This is a genomic window from Kitasatospora sp. NPDC041988 (assembly GCF_055588525.1).
In genome coordinates, this window is the sequence record NZ_JBVJCO010000033.1 from 60,652 (window position 1) to 78,682 (window position 18,031).

Sequence of the window (18,031 nt, forward strand, 5' to 3'; positions counted from 1 at the left end):
GGGGGGAGCGGTTTCGGGCTTGGCTTCTTTCGGGAGGGGGGGAGAGAAAGAACCAAGAAAAAACACAGCCCCCCCCCCCCCCGTCGCCTGTGTATGCCCGGTCCTCGTCAGCCGGCGGGGGCTCAGCCCTTCTTCGACAGGAAGTCGTAGGCGCCGGCGGCCACGTCGTCCAGGTACGGACCGGCCTGGAACTTGGGCTCGTGGTCGTGCTGGCCGATGGAGACGTTGCTGACCAGGACGGGCTTGCCGTCCTTGGTGGTCACCCAGCCGCCACCGCTGGAGCCGCCGGTCATGGTGCAGCCGATGGCGAGCATCGGCGGCCGGGTGGCGTCCCAGGACATGCGGCTCGGCTTGCCGCTGTCGCAGCGGTGCAGCTCGTTGCCGTCGTACGGAGGCGCGGCCGGGTAACCGTACTCGGTGATGCTCAGCTGGTCACGCGGGGCGTTGAACCAGACGGGCAGCGCGCCGCCGACCGTCTCCTCCAGCGACTTGCCGGTGTCCTTGTTCGCCTTGACCTTGACGATCGCGAAGTCGTACTGCGTCGCCGCGGAGCCGGTCTGGCCACCCTCCGCCTTCCACACCGGGGAGGTGACGTACTGCGTCGCCGTCCAGGTGCCGAACGGGGCGAGCTGCGACATGTCGGCCGCCTTGCCGCCGCTGCCGGAGCCGTTGCTGTTGAAGGCGGGGATGAAGGTGACGTTGGACCAGGGCGAACCGCCCTTGCCCTGGTGGACGCAGTGGCCGGCGGTCCAGACCAGGTTGCTCTTGCCCGGGTTCGCCGGGTCGGCCACCACGGTGCCGGAGCAGACGCGGTTGAACTCCTTCGTCCCCGGCTCGGCGAACATGATCTTTCCGTACGCCGCGAAGCTCTTGGTGTACGGGTGCGGAACCGGCTGCGCGTTGACGGTCTTCGGCTCCGGGTCGTTGCCGTTGTCACCGGGCTGCTGCGGCGCCTGGCCCGTGGGCTGCGCGGGGGCCTGGGTCGCCGGCGGTGCAGGTGGCTGGCTGGCAGGAGGCGCGGGGGCCTGGGTCGCCGGCGGCGCGGGCGCCTGGGTCGCCGGCGGCGCGGGCGCCTGGGAGGCCGGCTGCTGCGTGTTCGACGGCTTCGGCGCGGGCTGCGACGGCTGACCGGCCGGCGGCTTGGAGGCGGGTGCCGAGGTGGCCGGCGGCTTGGAGGCCGGTGCCTGGGTGGCCGGCGCCGAGGTGGCCGGCGCCTGGGAGGCCGGCGCCTGCGGAGCGGGCGGCGCGGCGGGCGGCGCGAGGTCGTCCGGCTTGGCGTGGAGGAGCCTGTCGAGGGTCCAGTACCCGTCGACGGCGGCCGGGAGGGCGTAGTCCTTCGCCCACTTCTCCCAGTCCTCGAACTTCCACTTCTTCAAGTCTTCGAGATTGGTCGGCAGCGCGGCGGCCGCGGCGCTGACCGCCGCGCCCGCGTCCGCCGAACTGTTGTCCGGACCGCACGCCGACGTGGTGGCGAGCAGGGCCAGCGTGAGCGCGGACGCGCCGGCGGCGGCCCGGGCACGCCGCATGGTTATACGTGGCGATGACATGAACTCTTGTTCCCCCTGTGTGAAAACGCACGGCGCCGTCAGAGCCGCGCCGTGGTGCGCGGGGGAGTATTCCACTGCCCGTCAGGAACGGGTGCACCGCCCCCGCTACCGCCCGACCGCGCCGTCCAGCTGCTCACGGATGATGTCGGCATGGCCGGCGTGCCGGCCGGTCTCCTCGATCATGTGCACCAGCAGCCAACGCATCGACGGCGCTTCGGCGTTGGGCCGCAGCGAGCGGACGCCCGGGCGGTCCAGGTCACCGGCCGCGGCCGTGATGACCTCGTTGGCCCGGGCGATCGCCTCCCGGTAAGCGGCGACCGACCCGGCCACCGTCTCGTCGCCGGGCGAGGGCGCGTCGTCGTCCCAGGGCTCGACGTCGTCGCCGCGGTAGGCCCAGAGGAACCAGTTGAGTTCGACCGCCGTGAGGTGCCGGACCAGCCAGAGCAGGCTGGTGCCGGAGGCGACGCCGGGGCGGCGGGCGTCCTCGTCGGAGAGGCCGCCGGTCTTGCCGATGACGGCCTCGCGCAGGTAGTCGAGGAAGGTGAGCAGGGTGGTCGGCTCGTCGGCGTTGAGGCCGGGCGGGCGGGAGTCGGAGCGCTTGCGCGCGACGGTGTTCTCGGTCACGCCCGCCAGCCTAGCCACAACCCCATGACTGACGAAGCGTCACCAACCTTGCCCGTGGAGCCACTCCGCGAGGTGGCGGGAGCAATCGTCGACCGACTCCCGCCAGGTGTGCCCGGCGCCGTCGCCGGCCTCGTCGCTGACGTGCTTGACCAGCCGGACGGGCACCCCGGCCCGGTGGGCGACGGCTGCGAGCGCGTAGCCCTCCATGTCGACCAGGTCGGCGTGCTCGGCCAGCCGGTCGCGGGCGGCGGAGGAGGAGACGAAGAGGTCGCCGGTGGCCAGGATCGGGCCGTCACCCTTGCCGACCACCAGCGGGGCGCCGTAGGTGCGGCCGGTGAGCTCGAACAGGGCCGGGCTGTCCAGGTCGTGCTGGATCACCTGGGTGACCGCGTGGGTGCCCTCCCAGCCGGGCCGCAGCGCGCCGGCGGTGCCAAGGTTGAGGACTTCGGAGGGGTGCTCACCCTGGGCCAGCACGGTGGCGAGCGCGGCGGCCGCGTTGACCTTCCCTATTCCGGTGAGCAGCACCGGCAGCCGGTCGCCGAGGTGGGCGGCCTCCTCCCGGACGGCGACGACGACGAGCGGGCGGTCGGCGGAGATCGTTCCCATCAGACGCATACCGCCATGGTACGGACGAGCACCCGTCCGACCACCGATCACACACACAACCGGACCCCTACCCTCCGGCTGTCCGGGGAACCGCATAGGGTGCATCCCGCGTCGACCCGATCGCCGCCCGCCCCGCATCCGGGGGCCCGGCAGTGTTCGGCGACAGTGCTTCGAACCGGCGCTCGGGGAGAGTGCCGGCGGAGAGTGCCCTTCGGACGGCACTCGGAGATGCTCAAGATCGGCGCAAGTCGGGTGTGGCCGCGGGGAGCGACGGCCATACTGCAGGCAACGGCCGGGCCCGGACGACGGGCCGGGCCACAGGGGAGGGTGGGGCAGGTGGCGACACCAGTACGTACGGAGGGGCCGGGCACGGTGGCGCCGGGGCCGGGCGGATCGGCCGCGGGCCGCGGCCCGATGGCCAGGCTCGGCCGGGCCACCCGGACGGCACCGGGCCGGCTGCGGCTGGCCGGGGCGCTGCTGGTGGTGGTCACCGTCGCGTTCGGCGCGCTCACCGCCTGGCAGGTCAACTCCCGGGCGCAGGCCGCGGAACGGGTGGTTTCGCAGCGCCAGCCGCTGAGCCAGGCGGCCGCCGACATCCACCGCTCGCTGGCCGACGCGGACACGACGGCGGCCACCGGCTTCCTGCTGGCGGGTGCCGAGCCGAAGGCCGTCCGGGACCGCTACGAGCAGGACCTCGCGACGGCCTCCCGGCTGATCGCCGAGGCTGCCGCGCGCACCACCGCCTCCTCCCCCGCCCAGGGCTGGCTCGCCACCCTCAACCAGCAGGTGCCGGTCTACGCCGGCCTGGTGGAGAGCGCCCGCGCCGACAACCGGCAGGGCTTCCCGCTCGGCGGCGCCTACCTGCGGTACGCCTCCGACCAGATGCGCACGGTGCTGCTGCCGGCCGCCGCGCAGCTCAGCGCCGCCGAGAACGAGGAGCTCGCGGCCGACTACCGCGAGGCCCGGGCGGTGCCGTGGGCCGCGTACGGGCTGGGCGTGCTGGCGCTCGCGGCGCTGGTCTCGGTGCAGGTGGTGCTCCTGCGCCGGACCAACCGGGTGTTCAACATCGGGCTGCTGGGCGCGACCGCGGCCGTGCTGGCCGGGGTGCTCTGGCTGACGGTCGCCGGGACGGGCGCCGACTCCGCGCTGCGCGACAGCGAGCGCAACGGCGCGGCCCCGCTGCGTGCCCTGAACGCGGCCCGGGTCGACGTGCTGACGGCCCGGCTCGCGGAGAACCTGCACTTCGTCGCCCGCGGCTCCTCCACCAAGTACTCCGAGCTCTGGACGAAGACCACCGAGCACATGACCGGCTCGGACGGCGCCGCGGGCGCGCAGACCGGCACCCTGCCGGACGCCCTGCGGCTCGCCCCGGCGGACGCCCGGGCCGCCATCGCCGACGCACAGCAGCAGTACCAGCAGTGGCGCGACCGGCACGTCGCGGCGAGCAAGCTGGAGAACATCGACGCCGACTACCAGGGGGCGCTGGACGCCACGGTGACGGTCAAGGAGGCGGACGTGCCGAAGACCGCCGACGCCTCGTTCAACGCCGCCGACCAACGGCTGGCGCAGGCCGCCGACACCGAGCTGAAGCAGTTCAAGCGGGCGGCCGAGGGCACCGACGGGGATCTGCGCACCGCCGCCGCCGCGGTCGCGGTGCTGGCCCTGGTGGCGGCCGCCGCGGCGGTCCGCGGCCTCGGCCGGCGACTGGCCGAGTACCGGTAGAAGGGGGACGGACACGATGGGCAAGGGAACGGTACGGGCCCGGGCGGTGGCGGCGGTCGCGCTGCTGGCGTCCTGCGCGGCGGCGCTCGGCGCGGGCAGCCCCCAGGGCGCGGTGCTGCCGGCCGCCGCCACGCTCCGGCCGGCGCTGGCGCCGCAGCAGGAGCAGGCGAGCGACTGCGACACCTACCAGAGCGTGCCGCCGAGCAGCGAGGACGGCCCGGCGGTGAAGGCGATCAAGGCCAAGCGGAGCCTGGTGATCGGCGTCGACCAGAACAGCTACCGCTGGGGCTCCCGCAACCCCAACACCGGCCAGATCGAGGGCTTCGACATCGACCTCGCCAGGGCCATCGGCACGGCGATCATGGGCGACCCGGACAAGGTGACGCTCAAGGCCGTACCCACCGCCGAGCGGATCAGCTTCATCCAGGAAGGCCGGGTCGACCTGATCGTCAGGACCATGACGATCACCTGTGACCGGCTGCAGCAGGTCGCCTTCTCCAAGCCGTACTTCAAGACCAGCCAGCGCGTCGTGGTGCCCAAGGCGTCCCCGGCGAAGAGCATCGACGAGGCGGTGGACGGCAAGACCGTCTGCGCGGCGTCGAGCTCCTCGGCGGAGGACGAGCTGAAGGCCCGTCCGAAGGTCGGGAAGATCGTCTCGGTGGAGAACCACCTCGACTGCCTGGTGCTGATGCAGCTCGGCAAGGTCGACGCGACCATGACCGACGACGGTCTCGCGGCCAGCCAGGCCGCCCAGGACCAGACCGTCCGGGTGGTGGACGGCGAGGTCCGGCCCGCGGTGATGGGCATCGCGATGCTCAAGAACAGCACCGACCTGACGGCCCGGGTGAACCAGGTGCTCGCCGACTACCACACGGGCGGCGCCTGGCGGGCGGGGTACGACCGCTGGCTCAAGCCGTACATGCTGAACGACGCCGACCACTACTGGCCGGCCCAGCGCTGACCCGCGTGAGACGCACCGGCCGGGCCCTGACGGCCTCTTGACGACCGGGCCCGGTCCGGACACAAGATCGCAGGCTAGGGTCGGGGCGGGCCGTCCGGTCCACCGCACAGGCCGGGCCACACGGGCAGGGGAAGCACGGGCCGGAGCAACACCGACCGGAGCAACGCAGGACAGCACGGCGAAGACCAGGACAGAGACGACCAGGACAGCGAAGGAGAGACGGCGTTGGCAGCTTCGGCCGGCCCGGCACTGAGCCGGGAGGAGGTGGACCGCGCGCTGGCGCGCCTCGGCGCCGAGCGCGACGCGGTCGAGTCGGCACTGCTCTCGCTCCAGGACCACCCGGGCCTGCGGCTGCTCGACGGCGCCGGGCTGGCCGGCCGCACCCAGGAGCGCTGGTCCGTCGCCGGGCAGGGCCTGCCGCTGCTCTGGGCCCTGTTCGACCGCTACTCGGAGGCGCTGGCCTCGGCCCGCGCGGTCCGCGCCCGCAAGGCCAAGCCCGGCTCGGCCGAACTCGCCGAGCTGAGCGAGCTGCTGACCGGCGAGGCGGTCACCGTGCCCGGCGGCGCGGTCCCGGACGGCCCCCAACTGCTCGGCGCACCCGCCAAGCTGGTCGAGCGGGTCAGCCTGGACGAGCTGATGACCCGGATGAACTCCTGGTACGCCACCGTGCTGGAGGTGGTCAGCGCCGCCGACGCCGTCTGGTCGGCGCTGCCCGCCCGGATCGACCTGCTGCTGGCCGAGCTGCGCCGGGTGCAGACGCTGGCCGGCTCGCTGGGCGTGCACGCCGGCAGCCACCCGCTCGGCGACGACCTGGTCGGGCTGGAGTCCGATCTGACGGAGCTGCGGACCGAGGTGCGCAGCGACCCGCTGGCGCTCTGGCGGCCGGCCCGGGTGCCCGCCCAGCGCGGCACCCGCCCGGACGGCACCGCGCTGGCCACACCCTCCGGGGTGGTGGACACCGAGCGGTTCGACCGGGCCGGGCGGGCGCTGGACGGCGTCCGGGTCGAGCTGGAGGACCTGCTGCGGCTGCGCGACGACGCCGAGGAGCGGTTGCAGGGCGTCGGCGACCTGCTGCAACGGGCGGACGCCACACTGGCCGAGGCCCGCCGGGCGCGCGGCGAGGTGCTGGCGAAGATAGCCGCCACCGAGGTCCCCGCGGTGCCCGGGCCGGCCTCCGCGCTGCGTGAACGGATCGTGCTGGCCCTGGAGTTGCGCCAGGGCGGTCAGTGGCACCGGCTGGCGCCGCTGCTGGACGCGCTGGAGGACGCGGCCGCCAAGGAGCTGGCCCGGGCCCGGCAGTCGCTCACCGAGGTGACCCAGCCGCTGGCCGTCCGGGCCGAGCTGCGCGGGCGGCTGGACGCGTACAAGGCGATGGCGGCCCGGCTGCGGGTCGCCGAGGACCCGGAAGTGATCGAGCGGTACGAGAAGGCGCGCTGGCTGCTCTGGAGCGCGCCGTGCGACCTGCGGGCGGCGGCCGCGGCCGTGGGCCGGTTCCAGCAGTCGCTGCGGCCGGCCCCCCAGGCCGAGCCGCCCGGCGGCAGGCAGGCCGGCGGTGGGCCGGTCGACGGACAGGCACAGGGACAGGGACTGGGGGGCTGAGGTTCATGGGCGAGGCGTGCGTACGGCCGGACTGCACCGGCGACGGGACGATCGACGCGGACGGCTACTGCACCGAGTGCGGGCTCGCACCGGCGGGCACGGTGTCCGTCAAGACCGGTCCCGCGACCGGGGCCGGGACGGGGCCGGCCACCGGCGCGGCGGCTCCGGCCGCCTCGGCGGGCCCCGGCTCGCCCTGCCCGCGCGACTGCACCGGCACCATCGACGAGGACGGCTACTGCGACGAGTGCGGTCTGACCGTCCCCGGCGGTGACACCGGGCTCACCCAGCCGCACGTCCCCTCCGCCCGGGTCTCGCCGGACTCCGTGCGCTCCACCCGGACGGGCTCGGCCCGCTCGATGTCCGGCCGCTCCCGCTCGCACCGCTCCACCCGGACCGGCAGCGGCCGTTCGGTCTCGGCGCGCAGCAGCCGCGGCAGCGTCAGCGCGGGCACCCGCCACCGGCTCGGCGCCGGCCTGGTGACGGTGCCGACCGTCCCGTCGGCCGACCCGGCGCAGGCGGTGCTGGCCAACCCGGAGGTGCCGGAGCGCAAGCGGTTCTGCTCCAAGTGCGAGGCCCCGGTGGGCCGGGAGAAGAACGGCGTGCCGGGCCGCCCGGACGGCTTCTGCACCAAGTGCGGCACGCCGTACTCGTTCACGCCCAAGCTGCGCCGGGGGGATCTGGTCGGCGGGCAGTACGAGGTGGTCGGCTGCCTCGCGCACGGCGGGCTCGGCTGGATCTACCTGGCGGTGGACCGGCGGGTCAACGACAAGTGGGTGGTCCTGAAGGGCCTGCTGGACACCGGGGACGAGGACGCGCTCGCGGTGGCCGTCGCCGAGCGGCGGTTCCTGGCCGAGGTGGACCACCCGAACATCGTCCGCATCATCAACTTCGCCGAGCACCCGGACCTGCGCACCGGCTCCACCGACGGTTACATCGTGATGGAGTACGTCGGCGGCAAGTCGCTCAAGGACATCGCCAACGAGCGCCGCACGCCGGACGGGCGGCGCGAGCCGCTGCCGGTGGAGCAGGCGATCGCGTACGCGCTGGAGGCGCTGCCCGCCCTCGGCTACCTGCACGGCCGGGGCCTGATCTACTGCGACTTCAAGATCGACAACGTGATCCAGAGCGGCGACGCGCTCAAGATCATCGACATGGGTGCCGTCCGCCGCCTCGACGACGACGGCCCGATCTACGGCACCATCGGCTACCAGGCGCCCGAGATCGCCACCGACGGCCCCTCCCCCGCCTCCGACCTCTACACCGTCGCCCGCACCCTGGCCGTCCTCACCTTCGACTTCCAGGGCTACAGCACCACCTACCGCGACTCGCTGCCCGGCCCCGAGTCCGTCCCGGTCTTCGCCGCGTACGAGTCGTACTACCGCTTCCTGGTCCGCGCGACCGACCACGACCCGGCCCGCCGGTTCGCCTCCGCCGAGGAGATGGCCGACCAGCTCACCGGCGTGCTGCGGGAGATCCTGGCGCTCCAGGACGGCCGGCCGCGGCCCTCGCTCTCCACCCTGTTCGGCCCCGAGCTGCGGGTGGTCGACACCGAGCTCGTGCAACCGACCGTCCGGCCCGGCGAGCTGCGGGTCACCGCGCTGGACCCGGCCGCCGCCGCGCTCGCACTGCCCGTCCCCCGGGTCGACCCGGCCGACCCCAACGCCGGCTTCCTCGCCACCCTGCTCGCCGCCGACCCGGCGGAGGCGCTCACCGCCCTGGCCGGCGCGCCCGCCGACTCCGTCGAGCGCCGGTTGCGCGAGCTGCGCGCCCACCTCGAACTCGGCCACCACACCACCGCCGAACAGGCGCTGGCCTCGCTGGAGCGGAACCACCCGGACGACTGGCGGGTGGTCTGGTACCGCGGCCTGACCGCCCTGGCCGGCGCCACCGCCGGCGCGGCCTCCGATGACGGGACGCCCGGCGAGAGGGCGCTGCGCGCCGCCGCCGAGGCCTTCGACGCCGTCTACGACGCGTTCCCCGGCGAGAGCGCCCCGAAGCTGGCCCTCGCCATCTGCGCCGAACTCCTCGGCGACGGCGGCGACGCGGCCGAGTTCTACCGGCTGGTGTGGAGCACCGACCACGCCTACCTGAGCGCCGCCTTCGGGCTGGCCCGGGTCCGCCTCGCCGACGGCGACCGGGCGGGCGCGGTCACCGCGCTGGAGTCCGTCCCGGCCACCTCCAGCCAGTTCACCGCCGCCCGGATCGCGGCCGTCCGGGCCAGGCTGCGCGAACGGCCCGCCACCGACCCGCTCGGCGCCGACCTCGGCGCCGGCTCCGAGCAGCTGACCGCGCTGCGCCTGGACGACCGCCGCCGCGAGGAGCTCTCCGTCGAGGTGCTCAGCACCGCCCTCGGCTGGGTCACGGCCGGCTCGGCCGGCGAGACCGGCCTCGGCCGGACGACCGGCGAGGTCACCGTGCTGGGACGGCCTGCCGTCGAACGGGAACTGCGGTTCGCGCTGGAGCAGTCCTACCGGGTACTCGCCCGGTTGGCCGACCGGGCCGAGACCAGGATCGAGATGGTGGAGCGGGCCAACCGTGCCCGCCCCAGGACGTGGGTGTAACCAATGCCGCAGCAGACCGTGTGCCAGAGCTGTTCCGAGCCGCTGGACCCGGAGGACGTCTATTGCGGCTCCTGCGGGGCGGGCCGGGACGGCCGGCCGGCCCCGGGCGCGATGCCCGCGAGCTGGTCCGCCGCCCGGGGCGCCGCCGGCGCGGAGCACCCGCCGACGATGCCGAACGCGCCCGCCACCCCGGCCGTTCCGGCCCAGGGCGGGCCCGGCTGCGTCCACTGCGGCCTGCCGCAGGTCGCCGCCGACGGCTACTGCGAGGCCTGCGGGGGCGCCCAGCCGCGCCCGCGCGACCACATGGAGCGGTCGCTGGCCGGCGTCGCCGGGGTCAGCGACCGCGGTGTGCGCCACCACCGCAACGAGGACTCCTTCACCGTCGCCGCCTCCTCGCTGCCCGGCGGCGAGCCGGTCGTGGTGGCTGTGGTCTGCGACGGGGTCTCCTCCTCCGAGCGGCCCGACGAGGCCTCCGAGACCGCCGTCGACGCTGCCTCAGAGTCGCTACTCACCGCGCTGGAGGCCGGCCGCGAGCCCAACGCGGCGATGCGTCAGGCCGTCGCCGACGCGGCCGCCGCCGTCGCCGCCCTCGCCGAGGACGGCGCCTCGCCGCACCGGCCCGACGTCAACGCGCCCGCCTGCACCTTCGTCAGCGCGATCGCCGCGGGCGGCCGGGTCACCATCGGCTGGGTCGGCGACACCCGGGCGTACTGGATCCCGGACGACCGGGTCGCCGCCGAACCGTTCCGGCTCACCCAGGACGACTCCTGGGCCGCCCGGATGGTCGAGGCCGGCCTGATGAGCGAGGCCGAGGCCTACGCGGACCCGCGCGCCCACGCCATCACGGGCTGGCTCGGCGCGGACGCCGAGGAGGTCATCCCGCACACCCTGGACTTCACCCCGCACGTCCCCGGCGTGCTGCTGATCTGCACCGACGGCCTCTGGAACTACGCCGAGGCCGCCACCGACCTCGCCTACTACGTCCGCCAGGACGCCCGGACCGAGCCGCTCGCGGCCGCCCAGACCCTGGTGAAGTTCGCGGTCGCGGCCGGCGGGCACGACAACATCACCGTCGCCGTCCTGCCGATCGACCCGCCGACCGGGCTGGCCGGCGCCGGGCGGGCGGAGGACGCGGCGGACGAGGACGCCCGCACCGCCACCGCGCTGGACCTGCCGGTGATCCGGCCGGCCGGCAGCGGGACGGGCGACGACGAGGACCACGACCCGACGCTGCCGGACCTGCCGGTGATCGGCTCGCCCGCGGCCCCGCTGCCGCCGGCCCCGCCCGCGCCTCCCGCCGTGCCCCCGCAGCCGCCGCACCCGCCGGTGGGCTAGGGGGTGCCGTGCGGATCAGAGCGGAGCCACGCCGCCTGGTCCACACGACACGCCCCCGACCCGCCCGCGCCCACCCCACCGACCGTACGCACCAACCGACCACCCGACGGGAGCCACCGGCCCATGGCAACACTGGCTAAGCCGAACCTGCCCAGGTTCGACGTGGAGATCTTCCAGAACGCGTTCCTCGCCGACGGCGCCCGCGAGGTGAACGCCATCGTCACCGTCACCTCGACCGGCGGCGGCACCTCCGGCGGCCGCCCGCTCGGGGTGTCCGACGCGAGCCCGCTGGGCGCGGGCGCCCCGTCCGCCGCCGTGGTGATCATGGTGGACTGCTCCGGCTCGATGGACTACCCCGCCAGCAAGATGCGCGGCGCCCGGGAGGCCACCGCCGCCGCCATCGACACCGTCCGCGACGGCGTCGCCTTCGCGGTCGTCGCCGGCACCCACGAGGCCAAGGACATCTACCCCGGCGAGGGCACCCTCGCCATCGCCTCGGACGCCACCCGGGCCCAGGCCAAGGAGGCGCTGCGCCGCCTCACCGCGGCCGGCGGCACCGCCATGGGCACCTGGCTCGCCAAGGCGGACAAGCTCTTCCTGACCCGCCGCGACATCGCCATCCGGCACGCCATCCTGCTCACCGACGGCAACAACGAGCACGAGAACGCGGCCGACCTGGACCGCGCCATCGAGCGGGCCTCCGGCCACTTCACCGCCGACTGCCGCGGTGTCGGCACCGACTGGCGGGTGGACGAGCTGCGGAAGATCTCCTCCGCGCTGCTCGGCACCGTCGACATCGTCGCCGAACCGTCCGGCCTCGCCGAGGACTTCCGCGCCATGATGGAGGGCGCGATGGGCAAGCAGGTCGCCGACGTCGCGCTGCGGATCTGGACGCCCGCCAACGCGGTGGTGAAGTTCGTCAAGCAGGTCGCCCCCGCGGTCGAGGACCTCACCGGCCGCCGCACCGAGGCCGGCCCACGGGCCGGCGACTACCCCACCGGCTCCTGGGGCGACGAGAGCCGCGACTACCACGTCTGCGTGGAGGTCCCCGCCGCCGCCGTCGGCAACGAGATGCTGGCCGCCCGGATCAGCCTCGTCCTGCCGCCGCAGAGCGGCAGCACCCCCGAGGTGCTCTCCCAGGGCCTGGTCAAGGCCGTCTGGACCGACGACCTGGCCTCGTCCACCCGGATCAGCCCGCAGGTCGCCCACTACACCGGGCAGGCCGAGCTGGCCTCGTCCATCCAGGAGGGCCTGGAGGCGCACCGGGCCGGGGACGTCGACCGCGCGACCGCCAAGCTCGGCGCCGCCGTCCGGATCGCCCACGCGACCGGCAACGAGGGCACGTTCAAGCTGCTGCAGAAGGTGGTCGACGTCGTCGACCCGAAGGAGGGTACGGTTCGGTTCCGTAAGAACGTGAGCGAGGCCGACTCGATGACCCTCGAGACCCGGTCGACCAAGACCGTCCGTGTGAAGAAGTGACCGCTGAAGAAGCCGACCGGGCCGGGGCCCGGTCGGACGCTGCCCCAGCTGGCTGGAATTGAGGGGGACCTGATGCCGATCTGCCCAAGGGGGCATGAGTCGCAGGCCGAGGACTGGTGCGACTTCTGCGGCTTCCCGATGACACCGCCGCCGCCCGTCCCGCCGCCGCCCGGCACGCTCCCGGGCACGCCCGGGGCTCCCGGGCACGGCCCGCACGGCGGCCACCCCGGCCAGCCCGGGCACGGCCCGCACGGCGGGGCGCCGTTCGGCGGGCCGGTGCCTGGTGCGGTCCCGCCCGGGGCCGTGCCGTCGCCGGGTGCGCCGCCGGCCGGCCAGGGCTTCCCGGACCTGACCGAGGGCCTGGTGATCTGCCCGATCTGCCGCAGCCCGCAGACCGGGCGGTTCTGCGAGGAGTGCGGGTACGACTACGACCTCTCCACGCCCTCGCGCCGCCAGCCCCCGGCCGCCGGTGCGCCGGTGCCCGGGCCCGCCCACGCGCCCGCCCCGCTCAACATCCCGGCGGCGTACGGCGGCCCGCAGCCGCCGGAGCAGCCGTTCCCGCCGGCCCCGCCGCAGCACCAGCAGGGCCAGCAGCCGCAGCCGCAGCCGCAGCACCAGCAGACCGGTGCGCCGTCCGGTTACGGCTACCCGCCCGCGGCCGGCTCGCCGTACCAGGAGACGCCCTACCAGGAGCCCGCGTACCCGGCCGAGCCGGCGTACCAGGAGCCCGCGTACCCGGCTGAGCCCGCGTACCAGGAGCCGGCGCCGCGCGAGGACTCCGGCCCGGTCTACGCCCAGCCGGGCCCGACCGGCCGCGGCGGGGAGTTCGGCACCTCGTTCAACCTGGCCCCGCCGGTGCCCCCGCAGGCCCAGCAGCAGCCCCCGCAGGCGCACCAGCAGCCCCAGCCCGGCCAGCCGGGCCAGGCCGCCCAGCAGCCGGAGCCGGTCCGGTCCAACTGGATCGCCGTGGTCGCGGCCGACCGCGACTACTTCACCGACATGATGGCCCGCAGCGGCCCGGAGGCGGCGGGCCTGTTCTTCCCGCCGTACTGCCCCGAGCGGCGCATCCCGCTGACCGGCCGCGGCCAGCTGCGGATCGGCCGGCGCAGCCAGCACCGCGGCACCGTGCCGGAGATCGACCTCTCCGTCCCGCCGGAGGACCCGGGCGCCTCGCACCAGCACGCGCTGCTGGCCGAACAGGCCGACGGAAGCTGGGTGCTGGTCGATCAGGACTCCACCAACGGCACCACGGTGAACGGCGGTGGCGAGTCGATCACCCCGCACACCGCGATCCCGCTGAACGACGGCGACCGGATCCACATCGGGGCGTGGACCACCATCACCCTGCACCGGGCCTGAGTCCGGCCGGAACGACGGCGGCCGGGCCGGGCCGAACGGGCGTCAGCTCCCGTTCGGACCGGCCCGGTTCCGCGATCCCGTGAATGATCTTCAAATCGCGCTCAGATCCCTCCCCAACGCCGTCCGGTACCCGTAGTCTCAGGCCCCATGACTGCAGCTATATCCGCCGACGGAATCCGTCAGCGGTACGGGGACGTACAAGCCGTCGACGGGGTGTCACTCACCGTCGAGGCCGGCGAGTTCTACGGGATCCTGGGGCCGAACGGCGCCGGGAAGACCACCACACTGGAGATCCTGGAAGGGATCCGCAAGCCCGACGAGGGCCGGATCGAGCTGCTGGGCCTGGCGCCCTGGCCGCGCAATCCGAAACTGCTGCCGAGGATCGGTGTGCAGTTCCAGGCCTCGGCCTTCTTCAACAAGCTGACGGCGCGGGAGACGATCCGCACCTTCGGCTCCTTCTACGGCGTCGGCCCCAAGCGGGCCGACGCGATGCTGGAGCGGGTCGGCCTGACCGAGTCGGCCGGGGTGATGACCGACAAGATGTCCGGCGGCCAGGCCCAGCGCCTCTCGATCGCCTGCGCGCTGGTCCACGAGCCGGAGCTGGTCTTCCTGGACGAGCCCACCACCGGCCTCGACCCGCAGGCCCGCCGCAACCTCTGGGACCTCCTGCGGACCATCAACGCCGAGGGCCGCACGGTCGTCCTGACCACCCACTACCTGGACGAGGCCGAGGTGCTCTGCGACCGCGTCTCGGTGATGGACCACGGGAAGATCCTGCGGACCGGCGCCCCGGCCACGCTGGTGCGCGAGATCGACGACACCGTTCGGATCAGCGTCGAGTCCGGCCTGCTGACCGCCGAGCGGGCCCGCGAACTGCTGGCCGCCACCGGTGCCGAGGTCGAGACGGTCGACGACGACGGCGTCTCGCTCACCGTCTCCACCCGCCTCCCCGCCCCGGTGCTCTCCGTGCTGGCCGAGCAGAACGCCCTGCGCGGCCTCGAAGTGCGCGGAGCCACCCTGGAGGACGTCTTCCTCCAGCTCACCGGACGGGAGTACCGCGCATGACCGCCGACCCCACCCAGGCCGACCCAACCCAGGCCGGCAGCACCGGGGCCGCCGCCGTCCCCGCCCAGCGGAAGCCCGGGACCCCCGCCGCGCCCAACGGGCAGCCGGAGCGCGAGCGGGTGAGCGCCTTCGTGAGCCTCTCCCGGGTCATGCTGGTCGCCTTCTTCCGGGACAAGGCCGCCGTCTTCTTCGTGCTCCTCTTCCCGCTGATGTTCCTGCTGCTGTTCGGCACGCTGCTCAAGGGCGCCGGCAGCCCGCACGCCAAGGTGGAGCAGGTCGGCGCCGTCCAGCTGCTGGACTCGGTGCAGGGTGACGGCCGGGCCGAGCTGGAGAAGGTCCTGACCATCAGCAGGAGCGACGACGAGGCCGCGTCGCTGGAGAAGGTCCGCAAGGGCGACCTGGACGCGCTGATCAAGCAGGGCCCGGACGGCAGGATCGAGCTGCGCTTCAGCGCCGCCGACCAGGTCCGCGCCGGCACCGTCCAGGGCATCGTCAACTCGGTCGTCCAGCAGGCCAACCAGGCCGCCACCGGCAAGCCGCCCGCCTTCGTGCTGGATGCGACCCGGGTCGAGGACGAGTCGCTCAAGCCGATCCAGTTCCTCACCCCCGGCCTGCTCGGCTGGGCGGTGGCCACCGGCGCCGTGTTCAGCGCCTCGCTGACCCTGGTGTCCTGGCGGCAGAAGAAGGTGCTGCGGCGGCTGCGGCTGGCCCCGGTGAGCGCCGGGTCGATCGTGGCCTCCCGGATCGCCGTCTCGGTGCTGACGGCGCTGGCCCAGACCGCCATCTTCCTGGTGATCGCCACCACGCCGTACTTCGGGCTCAAGCTCACCGGCAACTGGTGGCTGATCGTCCCGCTGGTGGTCTGCGCGACCATCGCCTTCATGTCGATCGGCCTGCTGGCCGGGGCCATCGCCAAGACCGAGGAGGCGGCCAACGGCATCTCGCAGATCATCGTGCTGCCGATGTCGTTCCTGTCGGGTTCGTTCTTCCCCACCGACGACATGCCGTCCTGGCTGAAGGCGATCTCCAACGCGCTGCCGCTGAAGCACCTGGTCACCGCCGCCCAGTCCGTGCTCTCCAAGGGCGGCGGCGTGATGGACGCCCTGCCGGCCATGGGCGGGCTGCTGGCGTTCGCCGCCGTCATCACCGCGATCGCCTGGCGGTTCTTCCGCTGGGAGGACGCGTAGCCGCACAGCGGTCCCCGCGGGGTCGTACACCGGGAGCCCTGGTCCTCAGGTCCCGGTGTACGGCCCCGGCGGCGTCTGCGACCATGGTCGGGTGAAAGAGATCCGGCGTGGCACGCTCAGCGAGGAGAGCTTCTTCGAACAGGTCGGCGGCGAGCCGACCTTCCGTCGGCTGGTGCACCGGTTCTACCAGGGTGTCGCCGAGGACGAGCTGCTGCGGCCGATGTACCCGGAGGAGGACCTCGGCCCCGCCGAGGAGCGCCTCACGCTCTTCCTGATGCAGTACTGGGGCGGCCCGCGCACCTACAGCGAGCAGCGCGGCCACCCGCGGCTGCGGATGCGGCACGTGCCGTTCAAGGTGGACCGCGCGGCGCACGACGCCTGGCTGAAGCACATGCGCGCGGCGGTGGACGAGCTGGCGCTGCCGGCCGACGCCGAGCGGCAGCTCTGGGACTACCTCACCTACGCCGCCGCCTCGATGGTCAACACCGAGGGCTGAGCGCGCCCCAGGGCCTTCGCCGGAGCCCCGCCCGCCGCCCGCCGCCCGCCCGGCGGCAACGGGACCTCGCCTCCGGAGCGACGGCGTGTGCCTGCGGAGCGACAGCGTGTGCCTCCGGACCGAGGGCCCTAGCGGACCGGGCTGAGCCCCAGCCCCGCGCCGGGCGCGGCCGCCGTGCGGACCGCCACCGACCCGGCCGGGGCGTTCAGCCGCAGCCAGCCGCCGGCCCGGTGCACGGTCAGCGGGGCGGCCGGCTTCAGGAAGCCGATCACGAAGGCCGCGTGCGCGGCGCGCAGCGGCAGCTCGGGCAGCGCGGTCACCGGCCGGGACCAGATCTCGTCGGCCAGCGCGTCCAGCACCGCCCGGGTCCGGTGGTGCACCGGTACGGCCTCGCTGCGCTCGCGGAACTCCCGCACACCGGCCATCAGTTCGGGGTACACCTCGGCCACCGGCGGCTCGCCGAGCAGCCGCCAGCCGGTGCGCGGCGGCAACAGGCCGGCCCAGGCCGGGCCGGTGACGGCGGCGGGCAGGGCGGCGGTGTTCGCCCGCTCGTCCAGGCCGTCCAGCAGCCGGCCCGCCGAAACGGTGCGGTCGGCCGGCCCGCCGAGCGCGGTCAGCCGCGCGGTGCGGATCGCCAGCGCGCCCGAACTGCCCAGCGGAAGCCGCCCGAAGACCGCCAGCACGCCCGATCCGTCCGCCGCGGGTACCGCCTGCAACCGCACCGCCGCTGCCTTGTCGAAGCGGAGCAGCCGGACCAGGAAGGCGGCGAGGTCGGCGGCCTCCCCGGCATCGGCGAGGGCGAGGGGGGCGGTACCGGTCAACGCGTGTCAGCTCGAATCCGTGTGTCGGTGGTTGGTCGTACGCCAGGCCGAACCGGCCGGGCCGGGCGGCCCTGGGCAGGCCGGGGCCGGTCGGCCCGGTCGGCCCGGGCTCAGGCAGCCGCGCCGACCGGCTCCGCGTCCAGGCTGTGATCGTCCGTGTAGCGGCCGAGGAACTCCCGCTCCACCTCGCTGATCCGGCGCGGCCGGCCCTCGGCCAGGTCGTAGGGCACGACCACGGTGGAGGCCCGGACGTAGACCGTCTCGGTGCCGTCCTCGGCGGTGTCCTTGATCTCGTACGCGACCGTCAGCGAGGCGACGCCGATCTTGGTCACCCAGGTCTCGATGGTGACCGGCTCGGGCCGGTGCACCAGCGGCCGCTTGTAGTCGATCTCGTGGCGCGCGACCACCGAACCGCCCGCGAACTCCCCGGCACCGGCCGCGGCGGCCTGGGTGAACATGAAGTCGATCCGGGCCTCCTCCAGGTAGCGCAGGAAGACGACGTTGTTGACGTGCCCGAAGGCGTCCATGTCGGACCAACGCAGCGGACAGGCGTAGATGTGGCGTGCCACGGGTGTTCTCCTCGACGTCCGGTGACCCTCCGCGCGGCTGTGGCGGTGGGCCGCGGCCCGGCAGGCCGCCCAGGAGGGCAGTCTGCCGGGCCGTTGTGAC

Annotated in this window: 15 protein-coding genes; 10 read left to right on the plus strand and 5 right to left on the minus strand. The window is 74.4% G+C overall.

Annotated features, from left to right (window positions below; genetic code table 11):
* Nucleotides 1-122 precede the first annotated feature (122 nt).
* From ACZ6NC_RS28670 to ACZ6NC_RS28680, 3 genes are all read right to left on the minus strand, one after another.
* Nucleotides 123-1,547: a trypsin-like serine peptidase gene (locus tag ACZ6NC_RS28670; RefSeq protein ID WP_465736651.1), complete on the minus strand. Its 1,425-nt coding sequence runs from the start codon at nt 1,545-1,547 to the stop codon at nt 123-125.
* 105 nt (nt 1,548-1,652) lie between these two features.
* Nucleotides 1,653-2,171 (minus strand): DinB family protein, encoded by a 519-nt coding sequence (locus ACZ6NC_RS28675; protein ID WP_465736652.1) that lies wholly within the window; start codon nt 2,169-2,171, stop codon nt 1,653-1,655.
* A gap of 39 nt (nt 2,172-2,210) precedes the next feature.
* Nucleotides 2,211-2,786 (minus strand): nucleosidase, encoded by a 576-nt coding sequence (locus ACZ6NC_RS28680; protein ID WP_465736653.1) that lies wholly within the window; start codon nt 2,784-2,786, stop codon nt 2,211-2,213.
* 327 nt (nt 2,787-3,113) lie between these two features.
* Between ACZ6NC_RS28680 and ACZ6NC_RS28685 the strand changes: the two genes are divergently transcribed.
* From ACZ6NC_RS28685 to ACZ6NC_RS28730, 10 genes are all read left to right on the plus strand, one after another.
* Nucleotides 3,114-4,499 (plus strand): hypothetical protein, encoded by a 1,386-nt coding sequence (locus ACZ6NC_RS28685; RefSeq protein WP_465736654.1) that lies wholly within the window; start codon nt 3,114-3,116, stop codon nt 4,497-4,499.
* A gap of 16 nt (nt 4,500-4,515) precedes the next feature.
* Nucleotides 4,516-5,460: a glutamate ABC transporter substrate-binding protein gene (locus ACZ6NC_RS28690; RefSeq protein WP_465736655.1), complete on the plus strand. Its 945-nt coding sequence runs from the start codon at nt 4,516-4,518 to the stop codon at nt 5,458-5,460.
* Between the two features lie 225 nt (nt 5,461-5,685).
* Nucleotides 5,686-7,059: a hypothetical protein gene (locus tag ACZ6NC_RS28695; protein WP_465736656.1), complete on the plus strand. Its 1,374-nt coding sequence runs from the start codon at nt 5,686-5,688 to the stop codon at nt 7,057-7,059.
* A gap of 5 nt (nt 7,060-7,064) precedes the next feature.
* A complete protein-coding gene (locus tag ACZ6NC_RS28700) occupies nt 7,065-9,620 on the plus strand; it encodes a serine/threonine-protein kinase (RefSeq protein ID WP_465736657.1) in 2,556 nt (851 codons plus the stop codon).
* Between the two features lie 3 nt (nt 9,621-9,623).
* Nucleotides 9,624-10,955 (plus strand): PP2C family protein-serine/threonine phosphatase, encoded by a 1,332-nt coding sequence (locus ACZ6NC_RS28705; protein ID WP_465736658.1) that lies wholly within the window; start codon nt 9,624-9,626, stop codon nt 10,953-10,955.
* Between the two features lie 123 nt (nt 10,956-11,078).
* Nucleotides 11,079-12,434 carry a vWA domain-containing protein gene (locus tag ACZ6NC_RS28710; RefSeq protein WP_465736659.1) on the plus strand — a complete coding sequence of 452 codons (1,356 nt, stop codon included), beginning with the start codon at nt 11,079-11,081 and terminating at the stop codon, nt 12,432-12,434.
* Between the two features lie 72 nt (nt 12,435-12,506).
* Nucleotides 12,507-13,793: an FHA domain-containing protein gene (locus ACZ6NC_RS28715; protein WP_465736660.1), complete on the plus strand. Its 1,287-nt coding sequence runs from the start codon at nt 12,507-12,509 to the stop codon at nt 13,791-13,793.
* Nucleotides 13,794-13,940: 147 nt separating this feature from the next.
* On the plus strand, nt 13,941-14,858 hold the full coding sequence (locus ACZ6NC_RS28720) for an ABC transporter ATP-binding protein (protein WP_465736661.1): 918 nt from the start codon (nt 13,941-13,943) through the stop codon (nt 14,856-14,858).
* Nucleotides 14,855-16,045, plus strand: a complete 1,191-nt coding sequence (locus tag ACZ6NC_RS28725; protein ID WP_465736662.1) for an ABC transporter permease — start codon at nt 14,855-14,857, stop codon at nt 16,043-16,045. Before ACZ6NC_RS28720 ends, ACZ6NC_RS28725 begins: the two co-directional genes overlap by 4 nt.
* Before the next feature lie 91 nt (nt 16,046-16,136).
* Complete coding sequence (locus ACZ6NC_RS28730) at nt 16,137-16,541, plus strand: globin (protein WP_465736663.1); 405 nt, start codon at nt 16,137-16,139, stop codon at nt 16,539-16,541.
* A gap of 128 nt (nt 16,542-16,669) precedes the next feature.
* Here the strand turns inward: ACZ6NC_RS28730 and ACZ6NC_RS28735 are convergent, their stop codons facing one another.
* Both ACZ6NC_RS28735 and ACZ6NC_RS28740 read right to left on the minus strand, forming a co-directional pair.
* Entirely contained in the window at nt 16,670-17,362 is a 693-nt protein-coding gene (locus ACZ6NC_RS28735) for a DUF8185 domain-containing protein (protein ID WP_465736664.1), read from the minus strand.
* A 110-nt stretch (nt 17,363-17,472) separates the two neighbouring features.
* Complete coding sequence (locus tag ACZ6NC_RS28740) at nt 17,473-17,931, minus strand: acyl-CoA thioesterase (RefSeq protein ID WP_465736665.1); 459 nt, start codon at nt 17,929-17,931, stop codon at nt 17,473-17,475.
* Nucleotides 17,932-18,031: the final 100 nt, after the last annotated feature.